The sequence below is a fragment of the Rhodoferax sp. genome (genome assembly GCF_023700745.1).
Lineage (GTDB): Bacteria > Pseudomonadota > Gammaproteobacteria > Burkholderiales > Burkholderiaceae_C > Rhodoferax.
In genome coordinates this window covers 1-20,029 of sequence record NZ_JAMPYG010000001.1, presented here as the reverse complement: position 1 = coordinate 20,029, position 20,029 = coordinate 1, and the positions used below count along the sequence as shown (strand labels likewise).

At 60.8% G+C, this 20,029-nt stretch carries 23 protein-coding genes; 13 read left to right on the top strand and 10 right to left on the bottom strand.

Annotated features, from left to right (window positions below):
* Positions 1–148 precede the first annotated feature (148 nt).
* Entirely contained in the window at positions 149–1,234 is a 1,086-nt protein-coding gene (gene queG, locus NDJ10_RS00115) for a tRNA epoxyqueuosine(34) reductase QueG (protein WP_296158994.1), read from the bottom strand.
* Positions 1,235–1,246: 12 nt separating this feature from the next.
* Here queG and tsaE point away from each other — a divergent pair, with 12 nt between their 5' ends.
* The gene (gene tsaE / locus NDJ10_RS00110) at positions 1,247–1,741 is read left to right on the top strand and encodes a tRNA (adenosine(37)-N6)-threonylcarbamoyltransferase complex ATPase subunit type 1 TsaE (RefSeq protein ID WP_296159404.1); all 495 of its coding nucleotides are present in this window, start codon (positions 1,247–1,249) and stop codon (positions 1,739–1,741) included.
* Complete coding sequence (locus NDJ10_RS00105; RefSeq protein WP_296158992.1) at positions 1,738–3,075, top strand: N-acetylmuramoyl-L-alanine amidase; 1,338 nt, start codon at positions 1,738–1,740, stop codon at positions 3,073–3,075. The genes tsaE and NDJ10_RS00105 overlap by 4 nt, the downstream gene beginning before the upstream one ends.
* 1 nt (position 3,076) lies before the next feature.
* Here NDJ10_RS00105 and NDJ10_RS00100 read toward each other — a convergent pair whose 3' ends face one another.
* Positions 3,077–3,712 (bottom strand): nucleoside/nucleotide kinase family protein, encoded by a 636-nt coding sequence (locus NDJ10_RS00100; protein ID WP_363318677.1) that lies wholly within the window; start codon positions 3,710–3,712, stop codon positions 3,077–3,079.
* Between the two features lie 22 nt (positions 3,713–3,734).
* A complete protein-coding gene (locus NDJ10_RS00095; RefSeq protein WP_296159403.1) occupies positions 3,735–4,727 on the bottom strand; it encodes a PfkB family carbohydrate kinase in 993 nt (330 codons plus the stop codon).
* Positions 4,728–4,882: 155 nt separating this feature from the next.
* Here NDJ10_RS00095 and NDJ10_RS00090 point away from each other — a divergent pair, with 155 nt between their 5' ends.
* From NDJ10_RS00090 to NDJ10_RS00070, 5 genes are all read left to right on the top strand, one after another.
* Positions 4,883–5,869 (top strand): sugar ABC transporter substrate-binding protein, encoded by a 987-nt coding sequence (locus tag NDJ10_RS00090; protein ID WP_296158990.1) that lies wholly within the window; start codon positions 4,883–4,885, stop codon positions 5,867–5,869.
* Between the two features lie 71 nt (positions 5,870–5,940).
* Positions 5,941–6,900: an ABC transporter permease gene (locus NDJ10_RS00085; RefSeq protein ID WP_296158989.1), complete on the top strand. Its 960-nt coding sequence runs from the start codon at positions 5,941–5,943 to the stop codon at positions 6,898–6,900.
* Entirely contained in the window at positions 6,900–7,697 is a 798-nt protein-coding gene (locus NDJ10_RS00080; protein ID WP_296158988.1) for an ATP-binding cassette domain-containing protein, read from the top strand. The genes NDJ10_RS00085 and NDJ10_RS00080 overlap by 1 nt, the downstream gene beginning before the upstream one ends.
* A complete protein-coding gene (locus NDJ10_RS00075; protein ID WP_296158986.1) occupies positions 7,690–8,142 on the top strand; it encodes an RbsD/FucU domain-containing protein in 453 nt (150 codons plus the stop codon). Before NDJ10_RS00080 ends, NDJ10_RS00075 begins: the two co-directional genes overlap by 8 nt.
* A complete protein-coding gene (locus NDJ10_RS00070; protein ID WP_296158985.1) occupies positions 8,139–9,368 on the top strand; it encodes an ROK family transcriptional regulator in 1,230 nt (409 codons plus the stop codon). Before NDJ10_RS00075 ends, NDJ10_RS00070 begins: the two co-directional genes overlap by 4 nt.
* Before the next feature lie 7 nt (positions 9,369–9,375).
* Here the strand turns inward: NDJ10_RS00070 and NDJ10_RS00065 are convergent, their stop codons facing one another.
* A complete protein-coding gene (locus NDJ10_RS00065; protein ID WP_296158984.1) occupies positions 9,376–10,017 on the bottom strand; it encodes a VTT domain-containing protein in 642 nt (213 codons plus the stop codon).
* A 182-nt stretch (positions 10,018–10,199) separates the two neighbouring features.
* Here NDJ10_RS00065 and NDJ10_RS00060 point away from each other — a divergent pair, with 182 nt between their 5' ends.
* The 3 genes from NDJ10_RS00060 to NDJ10_RS00050 all read left to right on the top strand — a co-directional run bounded on the left by NDJ10_RS00060 (position 10,200) and on the right by NDJ10_RS00050 (position 14,892).
* Positions 10,200–11,546 carry an anaerobic C4-dicarboxylate transporter gene (locus NDJ10_RS00060; protein ID WP_296158983.1) on the top strand — a complete coding sequence of 449 codons (1,347 nt, stop codon included), beginning with the start codon at positions 10,200–10,202 and terminating at the stop codon, positions 11,544–11,546.
* Positions 11,547–11,611: 65 nt separating this feature from the next.
* Positions 11,612–13,447: a DNA mismatch repair endonuclease MutL gene (gene mutL / locus NDJ10_RS00055; protein ID WP_296159402.1), complete on the top strand. Its 1,836-nt coding sequence runs from the start codon at positions 11,612–11,614 to the stop codon at positions 13,445–13,447.
* 11 nt (positions 13,448–13,458) lie between these two features.
* Positions 13,459–14,892, top strand: coding sequence for an MATE family efflux transporter (locus NDJ10_RS00050; RefSeq protein ID WP_363318676.1), 1,434 nt, complete (start codon positions 13,459–13,461; stop codon positions 14,890–14,892).
* Here NDJ10_RS00050 and NDJ10_RS00045 read toward each other — a convergent pair whose 3' ends face one another.
* Both NDJ10_RS00045 and NDJ10_RS00040 read right to left on the bottom strand, forming a co-directional pair.
* Positions 14,893–15,531: a 3-oxoacid CoA-transferase subunit B gene (locus tag NDJ10_RS00045; RefSeq protein WP_296158982.1), complete on the bottom strand. Its 639-nt coding sequence runs from the start codon at positions 15,529–15,531 to the stop codon at positions 14,893–14,895. It lies immediately after the preceding gene.
* Between the two features lie 2 nt (positions 15,532–15,533).
* Positions 15,534–16,250, bottom strand: a complete 717-nt coding sequence (locus NDJ10_RS00040) for a CoA transferase subunit A (RefSeq protein WP_296158981.1) — start codon at positions 16,248–16,250, stop codon at positions 15,534–15,536.
* 114 nt (positions 16,251–16,364) lie between these two features.
* On the opposite strand from NDJ10_RS00040, the gene NDJ10_RS00035 reads away from it, so the two are divergent.
* On the top strand, positions 16,365–16,919 hold the full coding sequence (locus NDJ10_RS00035; protein ID WP_296158980.1) for a PAS and helix-turn-helix domain-containing protein: 555 nt from the start codon (positions 16,365–16,367) through the stop codon (positions 16,917–16,919).
* Here the strand turns inward: NDJ10_RS00035 and NDJ10_RS00030 are convergent.
* Complete coding sequence (locus tag NDJ10_RS00030; RefSeq protein WP_296158979.1) at positions 16,916–17,137, bottom strand: hypothetical protein; 222 nt, start codon at positions 17,135–17,137, stop codon at positions 16,916–16,918. The two genes, NDJ10_RS00035 and NDJ10_RS00030, sit on opposite strands and share 4 nt — an antisense overlap.
* Positions 17,138–17,147: 10 nt before the next feature.
* On the opposite strand from NDJ10_RS00030, the gene NDJ10_RS00025 reads away from it, so the two are divergent.
* On the top strand, positions 17,148–17,300 hold the full coding sequence (locus tag NDJ10_RS00025; protein WP_296158977.1) for a DUF2934 domain-containing protein: 153 nt from the start codon (positions 17,148–17,150) through the stop codon (positions 17,298–17,300).
* A 27-nt stretch (positions 17,301–17,327) separates the two neighbouring features.
* Here NDJ10_RS00025 and NDJ10_RS00020 read toward each other — a convergent pair whose 3' ends face one another.
* The 3 genes from NDJ10_RS00020 to NDJ10_RS00010 are packed head-to-tail and all read right to left on the bottom strand — an operon-like array spanning position 17,328 to position 19,227.
* Entirely contained in the window at positions 17,328–17,747 is a 420-nt protein-coding gene (locus NDJ10_RS00020; protein WP_296158976.1) for an acyl-CoA thioesterase, read from the bottom strand.
* A complete protein-coding gene (locus tag NDJ10_RS00015) occupies positions 17,744–18,328 on the bottom strand; it encodes a chorismate lyase (RefSeq protein ID WP_296158975.1) in 585 nt (194 codons plus the stop codon). The genes NDJ10_RS00020 and NDJ10_RS00015 overlap by 4 nt, the downstream gene beginning before the upstream one ends.
* Positions 18,328–19,227, bottom strand: a complete 900-nt coding sequence (locus NDJ10_RS00010; RefSeq protein WP_296158974.1) for a DMT family transporter — start codon at positions 19,225–19,227, stop codon at positions 18,328–18,330. The genes NDJ10_RS00015 and NDJ10_RS00010 overlap by 1 nt, the downstream gene beginning before the upstream one ends.
* A 244-nt stretch (positions 19,228–19,471) precedes the next feature.
* Between NDJ10_RS00010 and NDJ10_RS00005 the strand changes: the two genes are divergently transcribed.
* Positions 19,472–20,029 (top strand): NAD(P)/FAD-dependent oxidoreductase (locus NDJ10_RS00005; RefSeq protein ID WP_296158973.1); only part of this gene is annotated, 558 nt, incomplete at its 3' end.

Below are 20,029 nucleotides of genomic sequence, written 5' to 3'. Positions count from 1 at the left end.
GCCTGGCCACTTGCAAAGGATGGCCACCTCATTTGGCTGCGATCGAACTGCGGTGATGTGCTTCGCGTGGTAACCGGCAGGGGCGGCCACTGCGCGGGTAAGGTGAACCGACGGGAAATTTAGGTAGTTAATTGGGGTCAGATTCCAATTAATTCTTCTGATCCAGAGCCCAGGCCACGTGTTCGCGCACCAAGGCACTGGGATGTTCGGTTCGCGACGCAAGCGCAGTGACCAACGGCCTGGCTGACTCCGCATCAGCCACACGCAGCGCATTGCCGAGCGCCACCGCAATGTTGCGCAACCAGCGTTCATGGCCAATGCGCCGGATCGGACCACCTTCGGTGAAGCGCAAAAACGCTTCTTCGGTCCAGCCAAAGAGTTCAATCAGCTGGCTGCCTGCCAGCCCGGCACGGGCGTCAAAGTCGGGCAAGGCGCTGCGCTGGGCAAATTTGTTCCAGGGACAAACCAGCTGGCAATCGTCGCAACCGTAAATCCGGTTGCCCATCAAGGGGCGAAGCTCCAGCGGGATGGGCCCGGCGTGTTCTATCGTCAGGTAGGAGATGCAGCGCCGGGCATCAAGCCGGTACGGGGCCACGATGGCCCGGGTCGGGCAGATGTCCAGGCAGGCGCTGCAACTGCCGCAGTGGCTGACCACGGGCGCGGTCACGGGCAAAGCCATATCGACAAAAATCTCGCCCAGAAAAAACGTCGAACCTGCCTCGCGACTCAGCAGCAGTGTGTGCTTGCCGCGCCAGCCCTGCCCGCTTGAACTGGCCAGCTCGACTTCGAGCACTGGGGCCGAGTCAGTGAACACCCGGTAACCCAGCGGCCCCAAAGCAGCCGCCATCTGGTCGCTCAACCTTTGCAGGCGCTGGCGCATGACCTTGTGGTAATCGCGGCCACGGGCATAGACCGAGACAATGCCTTCTGCCGGCCGACTCAGTCGCGCCAGCTCCAGGGCCTGCCAGCCCTCGGGCGTGTCGATAGGCAAATAATCCATGCGGGCAGTGATCACACGCAAAGTGCCCGGCACCAGCTCGGCCGGGCGCGCACGCTTGAGGCCATGCGCCGCCATGTAAAACATGTCACCATGGAAACCGGCGGCCAGCCATGCCGATAATCCGGGTTCTGCATCGCTTAAATCGACACCCGCCACACCAATTTGTGAAAATCCCAATGCCCGCCCCCAATCCTGAATTCTGGAGACCCATTGACTGCCGTTGAGTTGCTGCATGGTGTTGATCACCTGCCGATTGTAAAAACCCTGCTGTGGCGCGATGAAAGCGCCACTGAGAAATTTGCCCGTGCGCTGGCGGCACTGCCCGAACTGCGCCAAGCCTACATTGAACTGCAGGGCGATCTGGGCGCGGGCAAGACCACGCTGGTGCGACATCTGCTGCGGGCCCTGGGCGTGCAGGGACGGATCAAAAGCCCGACTTACGCGGTGGTGGAGCCCTATGAACCGCCTGGCCTCAATGTCTGGCACTTTGACTTTTACCGTTTCAACGACCCGCGCGAGTGGGCCGACGCCGGCTTTCGCGACATCTTTGCCAGCTCCGGCCTGAAACTGGCCGAATGGCCCGAAAAAGCCGCCGGTTGCGTGCCACAGGCCGACCTGGTGGTGCGTCTCGAAGTGGATGATGATGCGTCGCGCCGGGTGAGGCTGACGGCACAAACAACGCTGGGGGCCCATTTGCTTCATCACCTCGAAGCTCCCAACCTTGCTAAAGTAGGCCCATGAAACGCCGCCATCTGTTGCAGTCGGGCACCTTGGTGCTGTTGCTGGGCGCACAGCATCTGGCCCGTGGCGCCACCATCGTGGCGGTGCGGGTGTGGCCGGCACCCGACTACTCACGCGTCACCATCGAATCCGACGCGCGCCTGAGTTTCAACCAGACTTTTGTGCCCAATCCGCCGCGACTGGCGGTGGATGTGCAAGGCATCGACCTGAATCCGGCGCTACGGGAACTGGTCGCCAAGGTCGGCCCCAACGACCCCACCATTTCCGGCATTCGCGTCGGCCAGTTTGGCCCCGGCGTGGTACGCTTGGTGTTCGATCTCAAACAGGCCATTGCACCGCAGGTATTCACGTTGACACCGGTCGCTGCCTACCAGCATCGGCTGGTGTTTGATTTGTACCCGACACAAGTGGCGGATCCACTGGAAGCCCTGATTGCCGAGCGTCTCATGGAGAGCACCAGCACGCGCATCGCAACACCGCCAGCGGCGGACCCGCTGGGCGAATTGATTGCACAAAAATCCCAGGTGCGCCCACCAGAAACGCCCGTACCGCAGAAAGAAGCCAAACGGCTCGCGCCGCAAAGCATGACCGCGCCGGCACCGGCAGCTACCGACCGGCTCATCATCATTGCGCTTGATGCCGGCCACGGCGGCGAAGACCCCGGCGCCATTGGCCCCGGCGGCACCCAGGAAAAGGACGTGGTGTTGCGCCTGGCCCACCGCCTGCGCGAACGCATCAACGCCGCCTCCAGCAATGGCAATCCGATGCGGGCTTTTTTAACGCGTGATGCCGATTTTTTCGTGCCGCTGCACACCCGGGTCGACAAGGCGCGCCGGGTCCAGGCCGACCTCTTCATCAGCCTGCATGCCGATGCTTTTTTCACGCCGCGCCCGCAGGGTGCCAGCGTCTTTGCCCTAAGCCAGGACGGCGCCTCCAGCAGCGCAGCCCGGTGGATGGCGGCCAAGGAAAACAAGGCCGACATAGTGGGTGGACTCAACGTCCGCGCCAGAGATGCCCAGGTCAAGCGCGCCCTGCTCGACATGAGCACGGCCGCTCAGATCAAGGACAGTCTGCAGTTGGGCGGCGCCATGCTCAAGGAGATTGGCCGCGTCGGGAAACTCCACAAGCCGCGCGTTGAACAGGCCGGCTTTGCTGTGCTCAAGGCACCCGATATTCCCAGTGTGCTGGTCGAAGCCGCCTTTATCAGCAACCCCGATGAAGAGGCCAAGCTCAACAGCGATGCTTACCAGGAACAACTGGCGGATGCCCTGATGCGCGGCATTGAAGCCTATTTCTCCAAAAACCCGCCGCTGGCACGCAACCGGTCAACCTGATTCAGACCCACGGCACGCAAACGTCTGCATACTGACGCGTCGCGGCAATCCGCATGGCATTGGGCTCGTCGGTGCGGGCAATCCAGTCCAGCGCCTGCGCACGACTGCGGCCAAACCGTATATGGCGCGCCAGCAGGCGCTCCAGGCGCAATTCGTCCGGCACATCCAGGTACCAGATTTCATCCACCACCTCACGCACCTCGACCCAGGGCGGTTCATCGAGCAGCAGGTAATTGCCTTCCGTGATGACCAGGGACGTGTCTGGCTCAATGGCGATCGCACCGGCAATGGCCTCTTCAATATCGCGGCTGAACTCGGGGGCATAAATGGTCTCAGAAGCTGACTGGTTCTTGAGGCGACGCAACAGATTGACAAAGCCCGCAGCATCAAAGGTATCGGGCGCACCCTTGCGCTGCTCGCGCCCAAGACGCACCAGTTCACTGTTGGCCAGGTGAAAACCATCCATCGGCACCCCTTGCACCTGTTGGGGGTGATGCGCCATCAGAGCCGCGGCCAGGGTGGATTTACCGGCCCCCGGCGGTGCCACCAGACCCAGAATTTTCCGAGTCCCGGAGACCATCAATTGCGCAACGCGCTGCTGACAAAGGGCGGGCAACCGATGTGCTGAAGACAACACGATAGACGGTTCTATCAGCAGCTCAACGGGTAAAGGAATAAGGCACTCCTGCCAGCCGCGCCAGCACCTCTGCGCGTGTCGGCGGCACGCAGCCACGGCGCATCACGCACAGACTGGCGCTGGCGATGGCACTGGTCAGCAATTGGCTGGCCACCTCGGCAGACACAGCACTGGCACCCCAGTTCGAGGGCAATTGGTGCGTCAGCATGGCCACCACCAGACCCGCCAGAAAACAGTCACCGGCACCCACCGTGTCCACCACCACAATCGGTTCCATTTCACGCGCTGCGAACACCTGGCCATGGCGTGTCAGCAAGACCGCCCCCTCCGGGCCCAGGGTCAGCGCCATGACGCTGGCACGGCTTCTTTGCAACAAGTGCTGCGCCTGGGCAAGGGCGCCGTCCCCCGGCAGTTCCAGACAAACCAGGTCTTCGTCGCTGGCCTTGATGACATCAGCGTATTGCAACGCAGCCAGTACATGGCGTCGGTATTTTTCAAGATCCGGCATGACCGAGGGGCGCAGATTGGCATCGATCACCACCGTGCGGCCGGCCTGGCGCTGGGCTGCCAGCCAGGGCAGGTAGATCTCGGCATCATCGGGCGACAGGGCCAGCGCGCCGGTGCAGACCAGTGACAAATTGTCCAGCGGCGCACAGGCTTGTGTCAGGGCGTCTGCCGAGGTGGCACGGTCGGCCACGCCTTCACGGTAAAAGGCGTAGTCGGGATGGCCCTGCGCGTTGACATTCACCACCGCCAATGAGGTCACCTCCTGGACCGCCTGCGGCGCTGCCAGATGGACACCATCGTCCAGCAAACCCTGCGCCAGGCGGCGACCAAAACGGTCCCGCGACAGCGGATTCAGGTACAGCGTGGTCACGCCCTGGCGCGCAATGGCACGCGTGAGGTTGTAGACCGCGCCACCCAGGCAGGGCTCAAACCGGCCATCGGCGTTGTTAATCAGATCAATCAGGGCTTCGCCCGCCGTGGCCACCTGAATCGAAGAATTTATTTGCATCATGTTAGGGTTTTCCATAATTAAAACAACTTGATTTAATAACTTCATTGCGACTATAGTTCAGCCACGCCAACTTCACAAGCGTAATTTCCCGCAGGTCGCACCATGCCCCTGCCAACGACCGAACCCCGCCACCTTCATCGAGGAGTCCCACAATGCAATTCTCAAACGCCCTGCTGCTGAGCACACTGGCCCTGGCGACCAGCGCCGCCTTCGCTGCCAATGTACCCATCATCGGCCTGATCACCAAGACCGAAACCAACCCGTTTTTCGTCAAGATGAAGGAAGGTGCCAGGGCCGAAGCCGCAAAGGCTAGTGCCAAGCTGATGTCGGCCGCAGGCAAAATCGACGGCGACACTGCGGGTCAGATCACCGCGCTGGAAAACATGGCCTCGGCCGGTGCCAAGACCATCATGATCACCTCGGCGGGCGACGCCATCATCCCGACGGTGAAGAAACTTCAGGCCAAGGGTGTGCAAGTGATTGCGCTGGACAGCCCGTTTGACGGGGCCGACGCGCTGTTTGCCACCGACAACTACAAGGCCGGTGTGCTGATTGGCCAATACGCCAAAGCCGCCCTGGCTGGCAAGCCCGCCAAGATCGCCATGCTTGACCTGTTCCCCGGTCACCCGGTGGGCGCGCAGCGGCACAACGGCTTTTTGGCCGGCTTCGGTTTGAAGGCCAACGACGCCAAGTCCAACGAGCTTTCCACCGCGCCGGAAATCGTCTGCGCCAATGACACCAATGGTGACCGTGCCAAGGGCCAGACTGCGATGGAAAATTGCCTGCAAAAAGACCCCGGCATCAACGTGGTCTACACCATCAACGAGCCGGCGGCTGCCGGTGCCTACAACGCACTGAAAAAAGCGGGCAAGGAAAAAGGCGTGCTGATCCTGTCGGTGGACGGTGGCTGCCAAGGCATCAAGGACACTGCGGCCGGCATCATCACCGCCACCTCGCAGCAATACCCGCTCAAAATGGCCTCAATGGGCGTGGCCGCCGGCGTGGAATACGCAAAAACTGGCAAGAAAGTCTCGGGCTACACAGACACCGGCGTGACGCTGATCGCGGCCAAGGCCGTGGCCGGCGTGGACAGCAAGGACACCAAGCTCGGTCTGGACCAGTGCTGGGGCAACAAGTAAACCAACCCCAAACTACCCGGCGTGCGTCTGCAACGACCGGGCTATCCATTCACTTGAATCCGGAGTCCCTGATGGCCACGACAAACAAGACCAACATTCCCTGGGGTGCACTGGGCCCGTGGATCGCCCTGGCGGTCACCTGCCTGTTTTTCACCAGCCAGTCCGACCGCTTTTTGAGCGGCGAAAATCTCTCGCTGGTGCTACAGCAGGTCATGGTGGTGGGCGTGATCGCCATCGGCCAGTCGCTCATCATTCTGACCGCGGGGATTGACCTTTCGTGCGGGATGGTGATGGCCCTGGGCGGTGTGGTCATGACCAAATTTGCGGTCAATTACGGCATCGACCCCTATGCGGCCATTCTTTGCGGACTGGCCGTCACCACGGGCTTCGGTCTGCTCAACGGCCTGCTGGTGACACGCATCAAGCTGCCGCCCTTCATCGTGACCCTGGGCACGCTGAACATTGCTTTTGCCATCACCCAGATTTATTCCGAGGCACAAACCATCACCGACTTGCCCCCGGCTATGACTTTCCTGGGCAACACCTTCAATTTGGGCAGCACCGAAGTCAGTCTGGGGACAGTGGCCATGCTGGGTTTGTATGCGTTGGCCTGGTTTGTCTTGCGCGATACCGCACCCGGCCGCCATCTCTACGCCGTGGGCAACAACCCCGAAGCAGCGCGCCTGACCGGCATCAACGTCAACCGCGTGCTGCTGTTTGTCTATGCGCTGGCCGGTCTGTTTTACGGCATTGCCGCCCTGCTCTCGGTCGCCCGCACCGGTGTCGGTGACCCCAATGCGGGTACGACCGAAAACCTTGATGCCATCACGGCGGTGGTGCTGGGTGGCACCAGCCTGTTCGGCGGGCGCGGCATTATTCTGGGTTCGCTGGTGGGCGCCGTGATTGTGGGCGTGTTCCGCAACGGCCTGACCCTGATGGGCGTGGCCTCGGTTTACCAGACATTGATTACCGGCATCCTGGTGATTCTGGCAGTCGCTGCCGACCAGATGTCGCGCAAGGGAGCACGTTGATGAACACTGCAAGCCAACCCAACCTCATCATGCAGGCCAAGGGCATTGTCAAGCGCTATGGCCAGGTCACGGCGCTTGACGGTACCGACTTCGAACTCCGTGCCGGTGAAATCATGGCCATCATTGGCGACAACGGCGCCGGCAAGTCGTCGCTGATCAAGGCGCTGTCGGGCGCCACGGTGCCCGACGAAGGCGAACTGCTGCTCGACGGCAAGCCGGTGCGCTTCAAGTCGCCGATCGACGCGCGCCGCGCCGGCATCGAGACCGTCTACCAGGATTTGGCCGTGGCCCCGGCCATGAGCATTGCCGAAAATCTTTTTTTGGGCCGTGAGCTGCTCAAGCCCGGCTTTGTGGGCCAACTGCTGCGCCTGCTGGACAAGAAGGAAATGTTGACCCAGGCCATTGCCCGGATGCAGGAACTCAAGGTCGGCATCCGCTCCATGACCCAGGCGGTGGAAACCCTCTCAGGCGGCCAGCGCCAGTGCGTCGCCGTGGCCCGCGCCGCGGCTTTTGCCCAGCACGTCGTCATCATGGACGAACCCACCGCCGCCCTGGGCGTCAAGGAAGGCAACATGGTGCTGGAGCTGATCCGTCGGGTGCGTGACAAGGGCTTGTCCGTGATTCTGATCAGCCACAACATGCCGCATGTGTTCGAGGTGGCCGACCGCATCCACATCCAGCGGCTCGGCAAACGCGCCGCCGTGGTCAACCCCAAAACCATCAGCATGAGCGACACCGTGGCGGTCATGACCGGTGCGAAGACGGTGGACGAACTCCCCGCCAACGCCCATGCTTAAAGGTATCAGCCTCCTGCTCACCCCCGAGCTGCTCAAAGTCATGATGGAAATGGGCCATGACGACGCCCTGGTGTTGGCCGACGCCAACTTCACCGCCCAAAGCATTGCAGCAGGCAAGCCGGTGATCCGGCTGTCCGGTGTCCCGATGCTGGACGCGGTGCAGGCGGTGAGTTCGCTGCTGCCGCTGGCAACAGACGTGGCGCACCCGGCGGCCTTCATGGCGGTGGTTGGCGAGTCTGACAGTTACCGCTCCGCCCTGCAGCGCGAGGTGATTGCGCTCCTCGCTCCCGCTTTGTTGCCCGGTCAAAGTGTCGAACCGGTCGAGCGTTTTGCTTTTTACACGCGTGCCCGCGCCGCCTATGCCATCGTCCTCACAGGCGAAAAGCAGCCATTTGGCAACTTTATATTGCGCAAGGGTGTGATCGGCGAAAATCTGCGTCCATGACACCCTCCCGCCCTGCCCCTCCGGTTGCAAGCCCCACGCTGCTGCGCCCGCGCGGTTCCAACCATGTAGGCATGCGCCAGTTCAATGAACGGGTGGTACTGCAGGCCATTCGCCTGAACGGCAGTTTGCCCAAAGCCGATCTGGCCCGACTGACAGGCCTGACAGCACAAACCATCGGACTGATCACAACCCGGCTCGAAGAAGACGGCTTGATTCTCAAACAAGCCCCAGTGCGCGGGCGCATCGGCCAGCCCTCCGTGCCGCTGTCGCTCAATCCTGACGGTGCTTTCTCCATTGGCATCAATATCGGCCGGCGCCGTGCAGACTGGTTGCTGGTCGATTTTGCCGGCCAGGTGCGCCAGCGCCAGAGCCTGGACTACGTGTTCCCGGATGCCAGCACCCTGCTGCCCGATATCCATCAGCGACTCAACGCCATGCGCGATCAGCTTGGCAAGCTGAAAAACCGTCTGATCGGCGTCGGCGTGGCGGCCCCTTTTCAACTCGGCGGCTGGCACAAGATTCTGGGCCTGTCAGAGGCCCAGTCAGAAGCCTGGAACCAGATCGACCTGCGTGCCCAGGTACAGACCATGACGGACGTGCCCGTCGGCTTTGCCAAGGACACCTCGGCGGCCTGCGTCGCCGAACTGGTGGCAGGGCGCGGGCGCGACCTGAAGAATTTCTTGTATCTGTTTGTCGATACCTTTGTCGGCGGTGGCCTGGTCATCAACTCGCATTTGCACGGTGGTGTCCATGGCAATGCAGGCGCCGTGGCTTCCCTGCCCTCCAGTCTGGCGCAAGACAACACAACACCGACGCAACTGATCCACCACGCATCCCTCTGGGAACTTGAGCACCGGCTGATGGCCAAGGGACTCGACCCGCATGCGGCTTACGACAAGCGTGCGCTAACAGCCCGCTTCGAGCCTGAAACCCGCGCCTGGGTCAAACAGGCTGCCAACGCGCTGGCACATGCCGTCGTGAGTGGCACCGCGTTTCTGGACATCGAAGCCGTCGTGATTGATGGCTCTTTTTGTCGCCCCTTGCTGACACTGTTGATTGCAGAAACCAGGCAAGCACTGGAACGCTACAACTGGGAGGGCCTGTGGCAAGCCAATGTGATCGCCGGTGAGGTCGGTCCCGATGCGCGGGCACTGGGCGGCGCGCTGATGCCGCTGCACGCCAACTTTGCGCCGGATCAGGATCTATTTCTGAAAACAGGCACCTGATCCAAAGTCAAGCGATCTTTGTTCGTCCCTTCCAGGCACCATAAAGTACCACCAAACCCGGCACCAGAATCATCGCCCAGATGATCTTGTCCAGGTGCAGCTTGACCCACGGAATGTTGCCAAAGAAATAGCCCACGGTGACGATGCCGCCCACCCAAAGCGCACCACCCAGCACATCAAAAAACGTAAACCGGCTGCGCGTCATTTGCGCGACGCCCGCCACGAACGGCGCAAAAGTGCGCAAAAAAGGCATAAAGCGCGCCGCCACGATGGTGATGCCACCATATTTTTCATAAAAGGCGTGGGCTTGGTCAAAGGCCTTCTTGTTGAACCAGCGCGAGTCCTCCCAGCCAAACACCTTGGGTCCAAAGTAATGTCCGATGGTGTAATTGGACTGGTTGCCCAGCACGGCCGCAGCAAACAACAAGCCCACGGAGAGTGGATAGCTCATCAGCCCGACACCACACATGGCGCCCACCACAAATAACAGCGAATCACCGGGTAAAAACGGCATCACAACCACGCCCGTCTCGACAAAGATGATCAAAAACAGCAGCGCATAGACCCACATGCCGTAGCTCTGCACGAAGGCCTCCAGGTGTTTGTCCACATGGAGAATGAAGTCAAGAAGAAAAGAGATGATTTCCATGGATCGGCATTATCCCCGGCAAGCACACACCTCAGTTTGGATGCAACCAGCACGCCAACCCACCACAAAAATGAACTAATTAGTACATTTCTGATTGGTGTTTGATTTGCATCAAGCAAAGCAGAAACCAAAACCTAGGGTTTACCCTAATCACCATTAAAGTAGAACCTTCTTAGAAGGAGATGCACGTGGACATATTTCTGCAACTGATCGTGATCCTGGTCTGCCTGTTTTATGGTGCCAGAAAGGGCGGCGTGGCGCTGGGGCTGCTGGGCGGTATCGGCATTGTCATCATGACCTTTGTCTTTGGCCTCAAACCCGGCAAGCCACCGGTCGATGTGATGCTGACCATCATCGCGGTGGTGGCGGCCTCTGCCACGCTGCAAGCTTCGGGCGGCCTGGAGGTCATGCTCAAGGGCGCTGAAAAAGTACTGCGCCGCAACCCCAGATACATCTCGATCCTGGCCCCGTTCGTGACCTGTTTCCTGACCATTCTGTGCGGCACCGGCCACGTGGTGTACACCATGCTGCCGATCATTTACGACATTGCCATCAAGAACAACATCCGCCCGGAACGGCCGATGGCCGCATCGTCCATTTCAAGCCAGATGGGTATTCTGGCCAGTCCGGTGTCGGTGGCCGTGGTGTCACTGGTGGCGTTTCTGGCCAAGGTGCCGGTCGATGGCCATGTGATTGACTTCATCCAGGTGCTGTCCATCACCATTCCCTCCACGCTGGCCGGCGTGCTGATCATTGGCATCTTCAGCTGGTTCCGCGGCAAAGAGCTGGACCAGGATGCTGAATTTCAGAAACGCATTGCCGATCCGGAACAACGTCAGATTGTCTATGGCGACAGCACGACGCTGATGGGCAAAACGCTGAGTAAAGACCAATGGACCGCCATGTGGATTTTCCTCGGTGCCATTGCCTTGGTGGCCTTTTTGGGAGCCTACCCCAGCCTGCGTCCGGCCTTCGACGGCAAGCCCTTGTCGATGGTGCTCACGATCCAGATGTTCATGTTGCTGGCCGGCGCCCTGATGATCATGTTCACCAAAACCGATCCGTCAACCATTGGCAAAACCGAGGTCTTTCGCGCTGGCATGATCGCCGTGGTGGCGGTGTTTGGTATCGCCTGGATGGCCGACACCGTGTTCGAATCCCACCTGCCCGAGTTGAAAACTGCGCTTTCTGAACTGGTCCAGACCCAACCCTGGACCTACGCCATCGCCCTGCTGCTGGTGTCCAAGCTGGTGAATTCGCAGGCCGCAGCCATCAGCGCCATGGTGCCGGTGGGTCTGGCCATTGGCGTACCGCCCGGCTACATCGTGGCGTTTGCTGCCGCCTCCTATGGCTATTACATCCTGCCCACCTACCCCAGCGATCTGGCCGCTATCCAGTTTGACCGCTCGGGCACCACCCGCATCGGCAAGTATGTGATCAACCACAGCTTCATCATTCCGGGGCTCATCGGCGTGGCCACCTCGTGCGTCATGGGCTACCTGCTGGCATCGGCGAGCGGATTGATTTAACCCTTGAAAATGGGCAAACAGCGCAGTTTGCCCAACACCCGGACACCTAAAATGGCCGGGTGAACATTGATACAACTTCTCCTGTAAATAGTCCCCGCCGCCCCATCCGGGAACTGCCGGATACATTGATCAGCCAGATTGCCGCTGGTGAAGTGGTGGAGCGGCCCGCCTCGGTGGTGCGCGAACTGGTGGACAATGCCCTCGACGCCGGGGCCAGCCAGATCACGGTGCGGCTGCTGGCCGGCGGCGTGCGTCTGATCAGCGTCGAAGACGACGGCGCGGGCATCCTGCCCGAAGAACTGCCGATGGCACTCAAGCGCCACGCCACCAGCAAGATCGGCAGCCTGGCCGACCTTGAGTCGGTTGGCACCATGGGTTTTCGCGGCGAGGCGCTGGCCGCCATCAATGCCATCGCCGACTGCGCCCTGCTGTCGCGCGTCAGTGGCCAGGCCCACGCCTACCTGCTCGAAGGCCAGACCGGCGAGATCTCACCGGTGGCACGCAGCACCGGCACCACCGTCGAGGTCAAGGAGCTGTTTTTCAGCACACCCGCACGGCGCAAGTTCCTGAAAACCGATGCCACCGAGCTGGCGCATTGCGTCGAGGCGGTACGCCGCCACGCACTGGCGCGGCCCGATGTCGGTTTTGCCATCTGGCATGAAGGCAAGCCGGTCGAGCAATGGCGGCGCTGCGGTGCGTTGGATCATCTGCCGGCGCTGGAGCAGCGCCTGGCCGATGTGCTGGGCAGCGACTTTGTCGAGCGCTCGGTCTGGGTCGATTTTTCCACCAGCGCCACACCGGGCCGCCCAGACTATGCGCCCGTCATCAAGGTCTGGGGTCGTGCCGGCATACCAGATGCTGCCCGCGCCCGCTCGGACCAGCAATTCTGTTATGTGAACGGCCGCTTCGTGCGCGACAAGGTCATCAGCCACGCTGCCCGCAGCGCTTATGAAGACGTGCTGCACGGCCAGCGCCAGCCGGTCTATGCACTCTACATCACACTTGACCCGACCCGGGTCGACGTCAACGTGCACCCCACCAAGATCGAGGTGCGCTTTCGCGACAGCCGCGAGGTGCACCAGGCGGTGCGCCATGCGGTTGAAAGTGCGTTGGCGGCACCGCGTGCCGGGCATGCGACGCAAGACAACGCCGCCGTTGTGGACAAACCTGTCGCCCCTGCCCAGGTCAGCGATTGGGGTCAGTCAGCGATGCGTTTTCCAGACCCGGTGGGTCATCGGGTCAGTGACATGGAGGCTCTATGGACAGTCCCACCCCCCCCAATTGCAGCACCGCAGCCAGCACATGACTGGCCCTTGGGCCGGGCTCTGGCGCAGCTCAAGGGCGTTTACATTCTGGCGGAAAATGCCCAGGGCCTGGTGATTGTCGACATGCATGCAGCGCACGAGCGCATCGTTTATGAACGGCTCAAGGCACAGTGGTCGCAGACGCAGGGCACCGCCAGCCTGCCCAGCCAGCCCCTGCTGATCCCGGCCACCTTTGCAGCAACCACGTTTGAGGTCGCCACCGCAGAGGCCAACGCCGCCACACTGCATCTGCTAGGACTTGATGTCACGCCATTCTCGGAAAAAACATTGGCTGTGCGTGCGGTTCCGAGCACACTGGCGCAAGGTGATGCGGTCGAATTGGCGCGCAGTGTGCTGGCCGAGCTGTGCCGGCATGAAGCCAGTACCGTGGTGCAACGCGCACACAACGAACTGCTCGGCACCATGGCCTGCCACGGCGCGGTGCGTGCCAACCGGCAACTGACGCTGGAGGAAATGAACGCGCTGTTGCGCCAGATGGAAGCCACTGAGCGCAGCGACCAGTGCAACCATGGTCGCCCCACCTGGCGGCCCATCAGCCTGCGCGCGCTCGATACGCTGTTCATGCGCGGACGTTAAGCCGAACCATCTTGCTAACCCCTCTCAAACATCTCGTGCGCAACCCGGCGCAGCGCAACCGGCTCAGTACCGAACTGCGTGGCCTGTGGCAGCTGGCCTGGCCGATTCTGGTGGGACAACTGGCCTACGTGGGCATGGCGGTGGTCGAGGTAGCCATGGCCGGCCATGCCTCGGCGCAGGATCTGGCTGGCGTGTCGCTGGGCGTCTCGATCTGGAACATGCTGATCATCAGCATGATGGGGGTAATGATGGCCATCAACCCGGTGGTGGCACACCAGGTGGGCTCAGGTGACCTGACACGGGTCCCCCATGTGGTGCGGCAGGCGTTGTGGAAAGCACTGGCCGTGGGTCTGCTGGCTGCCGCTGTGGCGAACCTGGCAGCCCTGCTGTTTGACCACATGACGCTGGAACCCTATGTGCACGAACTGGCGCTTGGTTTTGTCCGCATCACCAGCGTCGCCATGCCGCTTTTTGCCTGCTACCGGGCGCTTTATGGCTACAGCACCAGCATCAACCAAACCAAGCCGTTGATGGTGATTGCGCTGCTGTCGCTGGGACTCAACATCATCGTCAACAGTCTGCTGGTCTTTGGCCTGCTTGGCTTTCCCAGACTGGGCGGACTGGGTTGTGCCTGGGCCACGCTGATCTCGGTGACCTTCAATTTGCTGGCCTTGCTGTGGTGGATGCAACGTTCGTCGGCGTACCGCGCCAGCTGGCCATTTGGACACTTTGAGCCACCGCACTGGCCGCAAATCAAAAGCCTGCTCAAGCTGGGGCTGCCGATCGGGGTGACCTATTTTGCCGAAGCCAGTGCCTTCAGCCTGATTGCCCTGCTGATTGCCGAATTTGGCAGCACACAAATGGCGGCACACCAGATCGCGCTCAATTTCACGTCACTGGTCTTCATGGTCCCGCTCAGCTTGGGGCTGGCACTGCTGACCCGTGTCGGACAGTCGCTGGGGGCAGGCAACCCGGTGCTGGCGCGTTACCAGGCCTGGGTGGGCGTGGCACTGGGTCTGGGTTTTGCGGTGATGTCGGCCACGCTGATGGCCCTGTTGAACCAGCAGATCGCCCGGGCCTACACCAGCGATGCAGCGGTGATTGCGCTCACCGCGCAGCTGCTGATGCTGGCAGCCCTGTTCCAGCTCTCGGATGCGACCCAGGTGGTGACCAGTTGCGCCATTCGCGGCTACAAGGTCACCCGCTCACCCATGGTCATTCACCTGACCGCCTTCTGGGTATTTTCGTTGCCACTGGGCTACATCCTGGGACTGGCGCCAACCTGGGCCCCCTGGGCACCGGCACAGGCCATGGCCGCCCAGGGTTTCTGGATTGCGCTGGTACTGGGGTTGACAGTTGCCGCGCTGGGGCTCACTGTGCTGCTGCGCCATGTGGCGCGCAGCAGACTGCCCAAGCCTTCACTCGACCTGGGTCGGATCGAGTGATCAGTGCAACGGTACGCCCGTCTTGGACTGCAACTCTTCCATGCTCACACCCGGGGCAAGCTGCACCACCTTGAGCCCGTGCGGCGTGACATCCATCACAGCCAGGTCGGTGATGATGCGGTCCACCACGCCGACGCCGGTCAGCGGCAAAGTGCAGCTGGGTAAAATTTTCAGATCGATCGTGCCGTCTTTCTTTTTGGCGACGTGCTCCATCAGCACCACCACACTTTTCACACCACCCACCAAGTCCATGGCACCGCCCATGCCCTTGACCATCTTGCCCGGAATCATCCAGTTGGCCAGGTCGCCGCTTGCGCTGACCTGCATGGCCCCCAGAATGCTCAGGTTGATCTTGCCGCCGCGAATCATGGCAAAGCTGTCATGGCTGCCAAAGATGCTGGAGCCGGGGATGGTGGTGACGGTCTGCTTGCCGGCGTTGATCAGGTCGGCATCCACCTCGTCGTCGGTAGGAAACGGGCCAATGCCCAGCATGCCGTTTTCACTTTGCAGCCAGACCTCGATGTCCGGCGAGACAAAATTGGCCACGAGTGTAGGCAGGCCAATGCCCAGATTCACATAAAAACCGTCCTGCAATTCCTTGGCGGCCAAAGCGGCCATCTCGTCGTGTGTCCAAGCCATGATCAAACTCCTGCTTTGTTAGATTTTTCGGTGATGGTGCGCTTTTCAATGCGCTTCTCAGGCGTGGCATTGAGCACAATGCGGTTCACGTAAATGCCGGGCAAGTGCACGCTGTCGGGATCAAAAGTACCGGTTTCCACGATTTCCTCAACTTCCACCACGGTGATCCTGCCGGCCATGGCCACCGCCGGATTGAAGTTGCGCGCGGTACGACGGAACAGCAAGTTGCCGCTCTTGTCCGCTTTCCAGGCCTTCACCAGTGACACATCGGGCACCAGGGACTGTTCCAGAATATGGACATGGCCATCAAAGACACGGCTTTCCTTGCCTTCAGCCACCAGCGTGCCCACCCCCGTTCGCACGTAAAACGCCGGAATGCCGGCGCCACCGGCGCGCAGTTTCTCGGCCAGGGTGCCCTGGGGGGTGAATTCGAGTTGCAGCTCACCGGCCAGGTACTGGCGCTCGAATTCCTTGTTCTCACCGACATAGCTCGAAATCATCTTGCTGATCTGGCGTGTTTCCAGCAACTTGCCCAGGCCGAAACCATCCACGCCGGCATTGTTTGAAATCACGGTAAGGTCACGGACCCCGGTGTCACGCAGGGCGTCAATCAGGGCTTCGGGGATGCCGCACAGGCCAAAGCCACCGACGGCCAGCAACTGGCCGTCGCTGACAATGTCTTTCAGCGCCAGGGCTGCGGAAGGATATATTTTGTTCACGTTGAAGTCTCCAATGAAAGTTTGTCCTGAACTGCCAAGAAACTGTACGATACTACTTAACTAAATACGTAGTTTTTCTTAACGGATAAACCCTAACAAGCGGCTCTTGACACCATGGACATCAATTACCGGCTCGCTTTCGAGATGGCCCCTGTGGGGCTGGCCCTGTCGCGCAACCGCATCATGGTGGACTGCAACCGGCACCTGTGCGAAATGTTTGGTGCCGCGCCCGATCAACTCATTGGCCAATCCTTCCAGGTACTTTACCCCAGCGCCCTTGAGTTCGAGCGCACCGGCCAGCGCATCGCGCCGCTGCTCAACCGCAACGGCACCTATGCAGATGACCGTATCATGAAACGGGTGGCAGGCCGCTTCAAGGGTGAAACCTTCTGGTGTCACGTCACCGGCCACGCCTTCAATCAGGCTGCGCCGCATGAAGCCGGGATCTGGACTTTTGAAGACTTGAGTGCCAGACGCCCGGTCAAGGCCGAACTGACAGCCCGTGAACGTGAAGTAGCGGCCTTGTTGATGGATGGACTGACCAGCAAAGAGATCGGCAGAGCGCTTGCAATCAGTCACCGTACCGTCGAAATTTACCGCGCCCGTCTGATGCGAAAATACAAGGCATCCAATACCGGTGATCTGGTGCACAAATTGATGTCAGGCTAATTCGAACCCAAGGAAAAACCCATGGTTACCGCAAAAAAATCAAGCCCCGCCAAAACAGGCACAACCACCACAAAAATCTCGCCCAAGCCAAAGGCAGCTGCCAAAAAAACTCTCGCCGTGTCAGCGACAGAAACAAACGCAGTACCCAAGGCAGCCGTCAAAAAAGTCCCGGCCAAAAAATCGGTTCCCGTCAAAACAAGCGCCACACCAACTGCCACGCTGCACGCCGTGACTGCCGAGCAGCGTCACAACTATATTGAAGTGGCCGCTTTTTATGTGGCGCAACGGCGTGGCTTCGCTCCCGGCAACCCTGTCGATGACTGGGCCATGGCCGAACTCGAGGTGGATCGCCTGATTGCATCAGGGCATTTTTCCAAGTAAGCGCCACAAGCCCGCTGGCCTGCGGCCTCACGACACCAGGGCGCGTATTCGGTCCGGCAGGTCCATCGCTTTCTGCTTTGGAAAATCCACCCAAATTGTGGTCGCCCCGCCCGCAGCGCAAATCACGCCGGGCTGATCGGTCATTTCCATGGTGGCCCAGGTTTCGAACGTGGTGCGGCCGGGGTCGCTGACGTACATCTTGATCAACACATCGCCAGGGTACTCCAGCTGCTTGTAAAAATTGCAGAACGCGTTCACGATCACCGGCCCTTCACCAATCGGATTGGGCATGCCACCCGTGGCCCGCATCCAGTCGATCCGGCAGGTCTCCAGGTAGCGGAAATAGGTGGTGTTGTTGACATGGCCCATGGCATCCATGTCGCCCCAGCGGATCGGAATCACCATCTCGAACACCAGCTTTTTTTGTTCTGGAATGTCATATTTCATCGCAATCTCCTTGGTTTGATATTTTTCAACGTTGCATCCTCTGGCCAACGCCAGCAGCGCGCAGGAGCGGCAAACACTTCCATCACCAGCAGCGCCGCGCCATGGCGGGTAAACGCCGAACGGCGCGCGAACAAGGCCTGGTGGCTCAAGGCAAAACCCGTCGCGGCCAGCCAGGATCGGTCGACATGCCGCTGCAAGGCGCTGTGCCGCTGGAGTTGTCTGTATGCCAGGGGGGCACGCGAAATGCCGGAACGCTTGAACAGCACATCGGCCAACGGCCGGCTCTGCAAACCACGTACCGAGCGCCAGGCTCCAACGGAGTCGGCATGCGTTGTCACACTGCGGGCAAATACCAGCGGCTGGTCATCCACCCGTAACACGACCTCACGTGCATAGCCCATGCGGTACCCGGCCAAACCCAAAGCGAGCGACTCATCGGGCGTGAGCGGCTGACGCCCCTGCCGCAGCACCTGCACACTGAAAACCTGGCCGGTCGCCGCGAGCCGCGCACTGAGTGAGCCCGAGGCCTGCAGCCAGCGGCGCAAGCCGCCCCGCGCCGGGGTAAAAGTTTGCCAGTCCATCAGCGATGCGCCCTGATCGAGGCCAAAATGCCCAGCGTGAACAATACAGCCGCCCAGGCTTGCGCAGCCGCAGGCCAGACACCGTCCCAAACAAAAGAATAAAACAAGGCAAACAAGGTCTCACTCACGATCAATTGACCACACAAACTGACGCTCAGGCGTTGACTCGCCATATTCCACAAAATACTGGCAACCCAGCCAGAGCCAATGCCGGTGCCAATACAGGCCATCGCGATCAGCGCCTGATTGTCCAGGCTGGACAGGGCCTGTCGATCGGAACCCAGCAACAACCACAACAGCAAAGCACCCACGCCGGTCGCCACGCCAAGCCAATTGGTCCATTCGGTGGCGCTGACCTCGGGGTGGCGTTTCAACCAGGCCGCGTTCATCAAGGCAAAGGCGGTCCAGCACAACATGGCGCCCAACGCCAGCAGCACGCCCCACCAGAATTGGCCGCCCCCGGCTGGCAATTGCGCTGCATGGCTCAATGTCGACTGCATCATCAGTGCCAACCCGCTCAAAGTCAGCAGCAGCCCCGGCAACAAACCCGTCCATTTGAGACGCGCAGGCTTGCCCAGCAGCATGACCCAGATCGGAATGGTGCCAATGATGAGTGTGGGCACCTCGGTACCGGCATAGACAATACTTTGCGCCAACAACAGGTAGTAGCCGGTGGCGCCCAGCAGGCTCATGCCCAAAGCACTGACCGCCTGGCGGGCGGTGGGCCAGGTATGGCGGCGCCAGGTCAGCAGCATGGCCAACGCCGCCATACCGCCATAGCTGATGAAGCGCCCCGCAGTCAGATCCACCGAACTCAGACCCGGCGTCAAACGTGGTACCACAAACACCAGGCCCCACAAGGCGCCTGCTGCCAGGCCCGCGATCACACCGGTCAACATGCAGGCTTACACCGGAAAACCATCGTCAGCCGCGGTGCTTACGGCCCCGGTTCTGGTCATCAAAGCCAACCGGCAGGAGGTGTCAATATTGCAAGCGATGGTCATGTCTTGATCGTCAATTGAAGGATCGTTTCAGGGCGGTCAAACTGTTGCCTAAAATCCGGCTTATTCGAAGACAATTCACAACTGTTTTAGCCGATCTTGCCGAGCCTGAGTTTAATCAATTGATAAAGCGAGTCCTACCATGACCCCCCAAGACATCCTGACCCAATACGGTCCCCGAGAATCGATGGAATACGACGTGGTCGTGGTCGGAGGCGGCCCCGCCGGCCTCTCGACCGCCATCCGCCTGAAACAACTGGCCAGCGAGAAAGGCCAGCAGGTGTCGGTGGTGGTGCTGGAAAAAGGCTCCGAGCCCGGCGCCCACATCCTCTCGGGTGCGGTGCTCGACCCCCGATCGCTGACCGAGCTGTTCCCCGACTGGCAAGCCATGGGTGCGCCCCTGAACCAGCCCGTCACCGACGAGGCCATGATGTTCCTCTCGCAGACCACTGGCTACCACACGCCCAACATGTTCCTGCCCGAATGCAGCCAGAACCACGGCAACTACATCATCAGCCTGGGCGCACTGACGCGCTGGCTGGCCCAACAGGCCGAAAGCCTGGGCGTCGAAATCTTCCCCGGCTTTGCCGCCGCCGAAGTGCTCTACGACGAAGCCGGTGCCAAGGACGGGAACTTACCTGCGGTAAGAGGCGTGGCCACCGGCAACATGGGCGTGGAGAAGAATGGCGAGCCCGGCCCC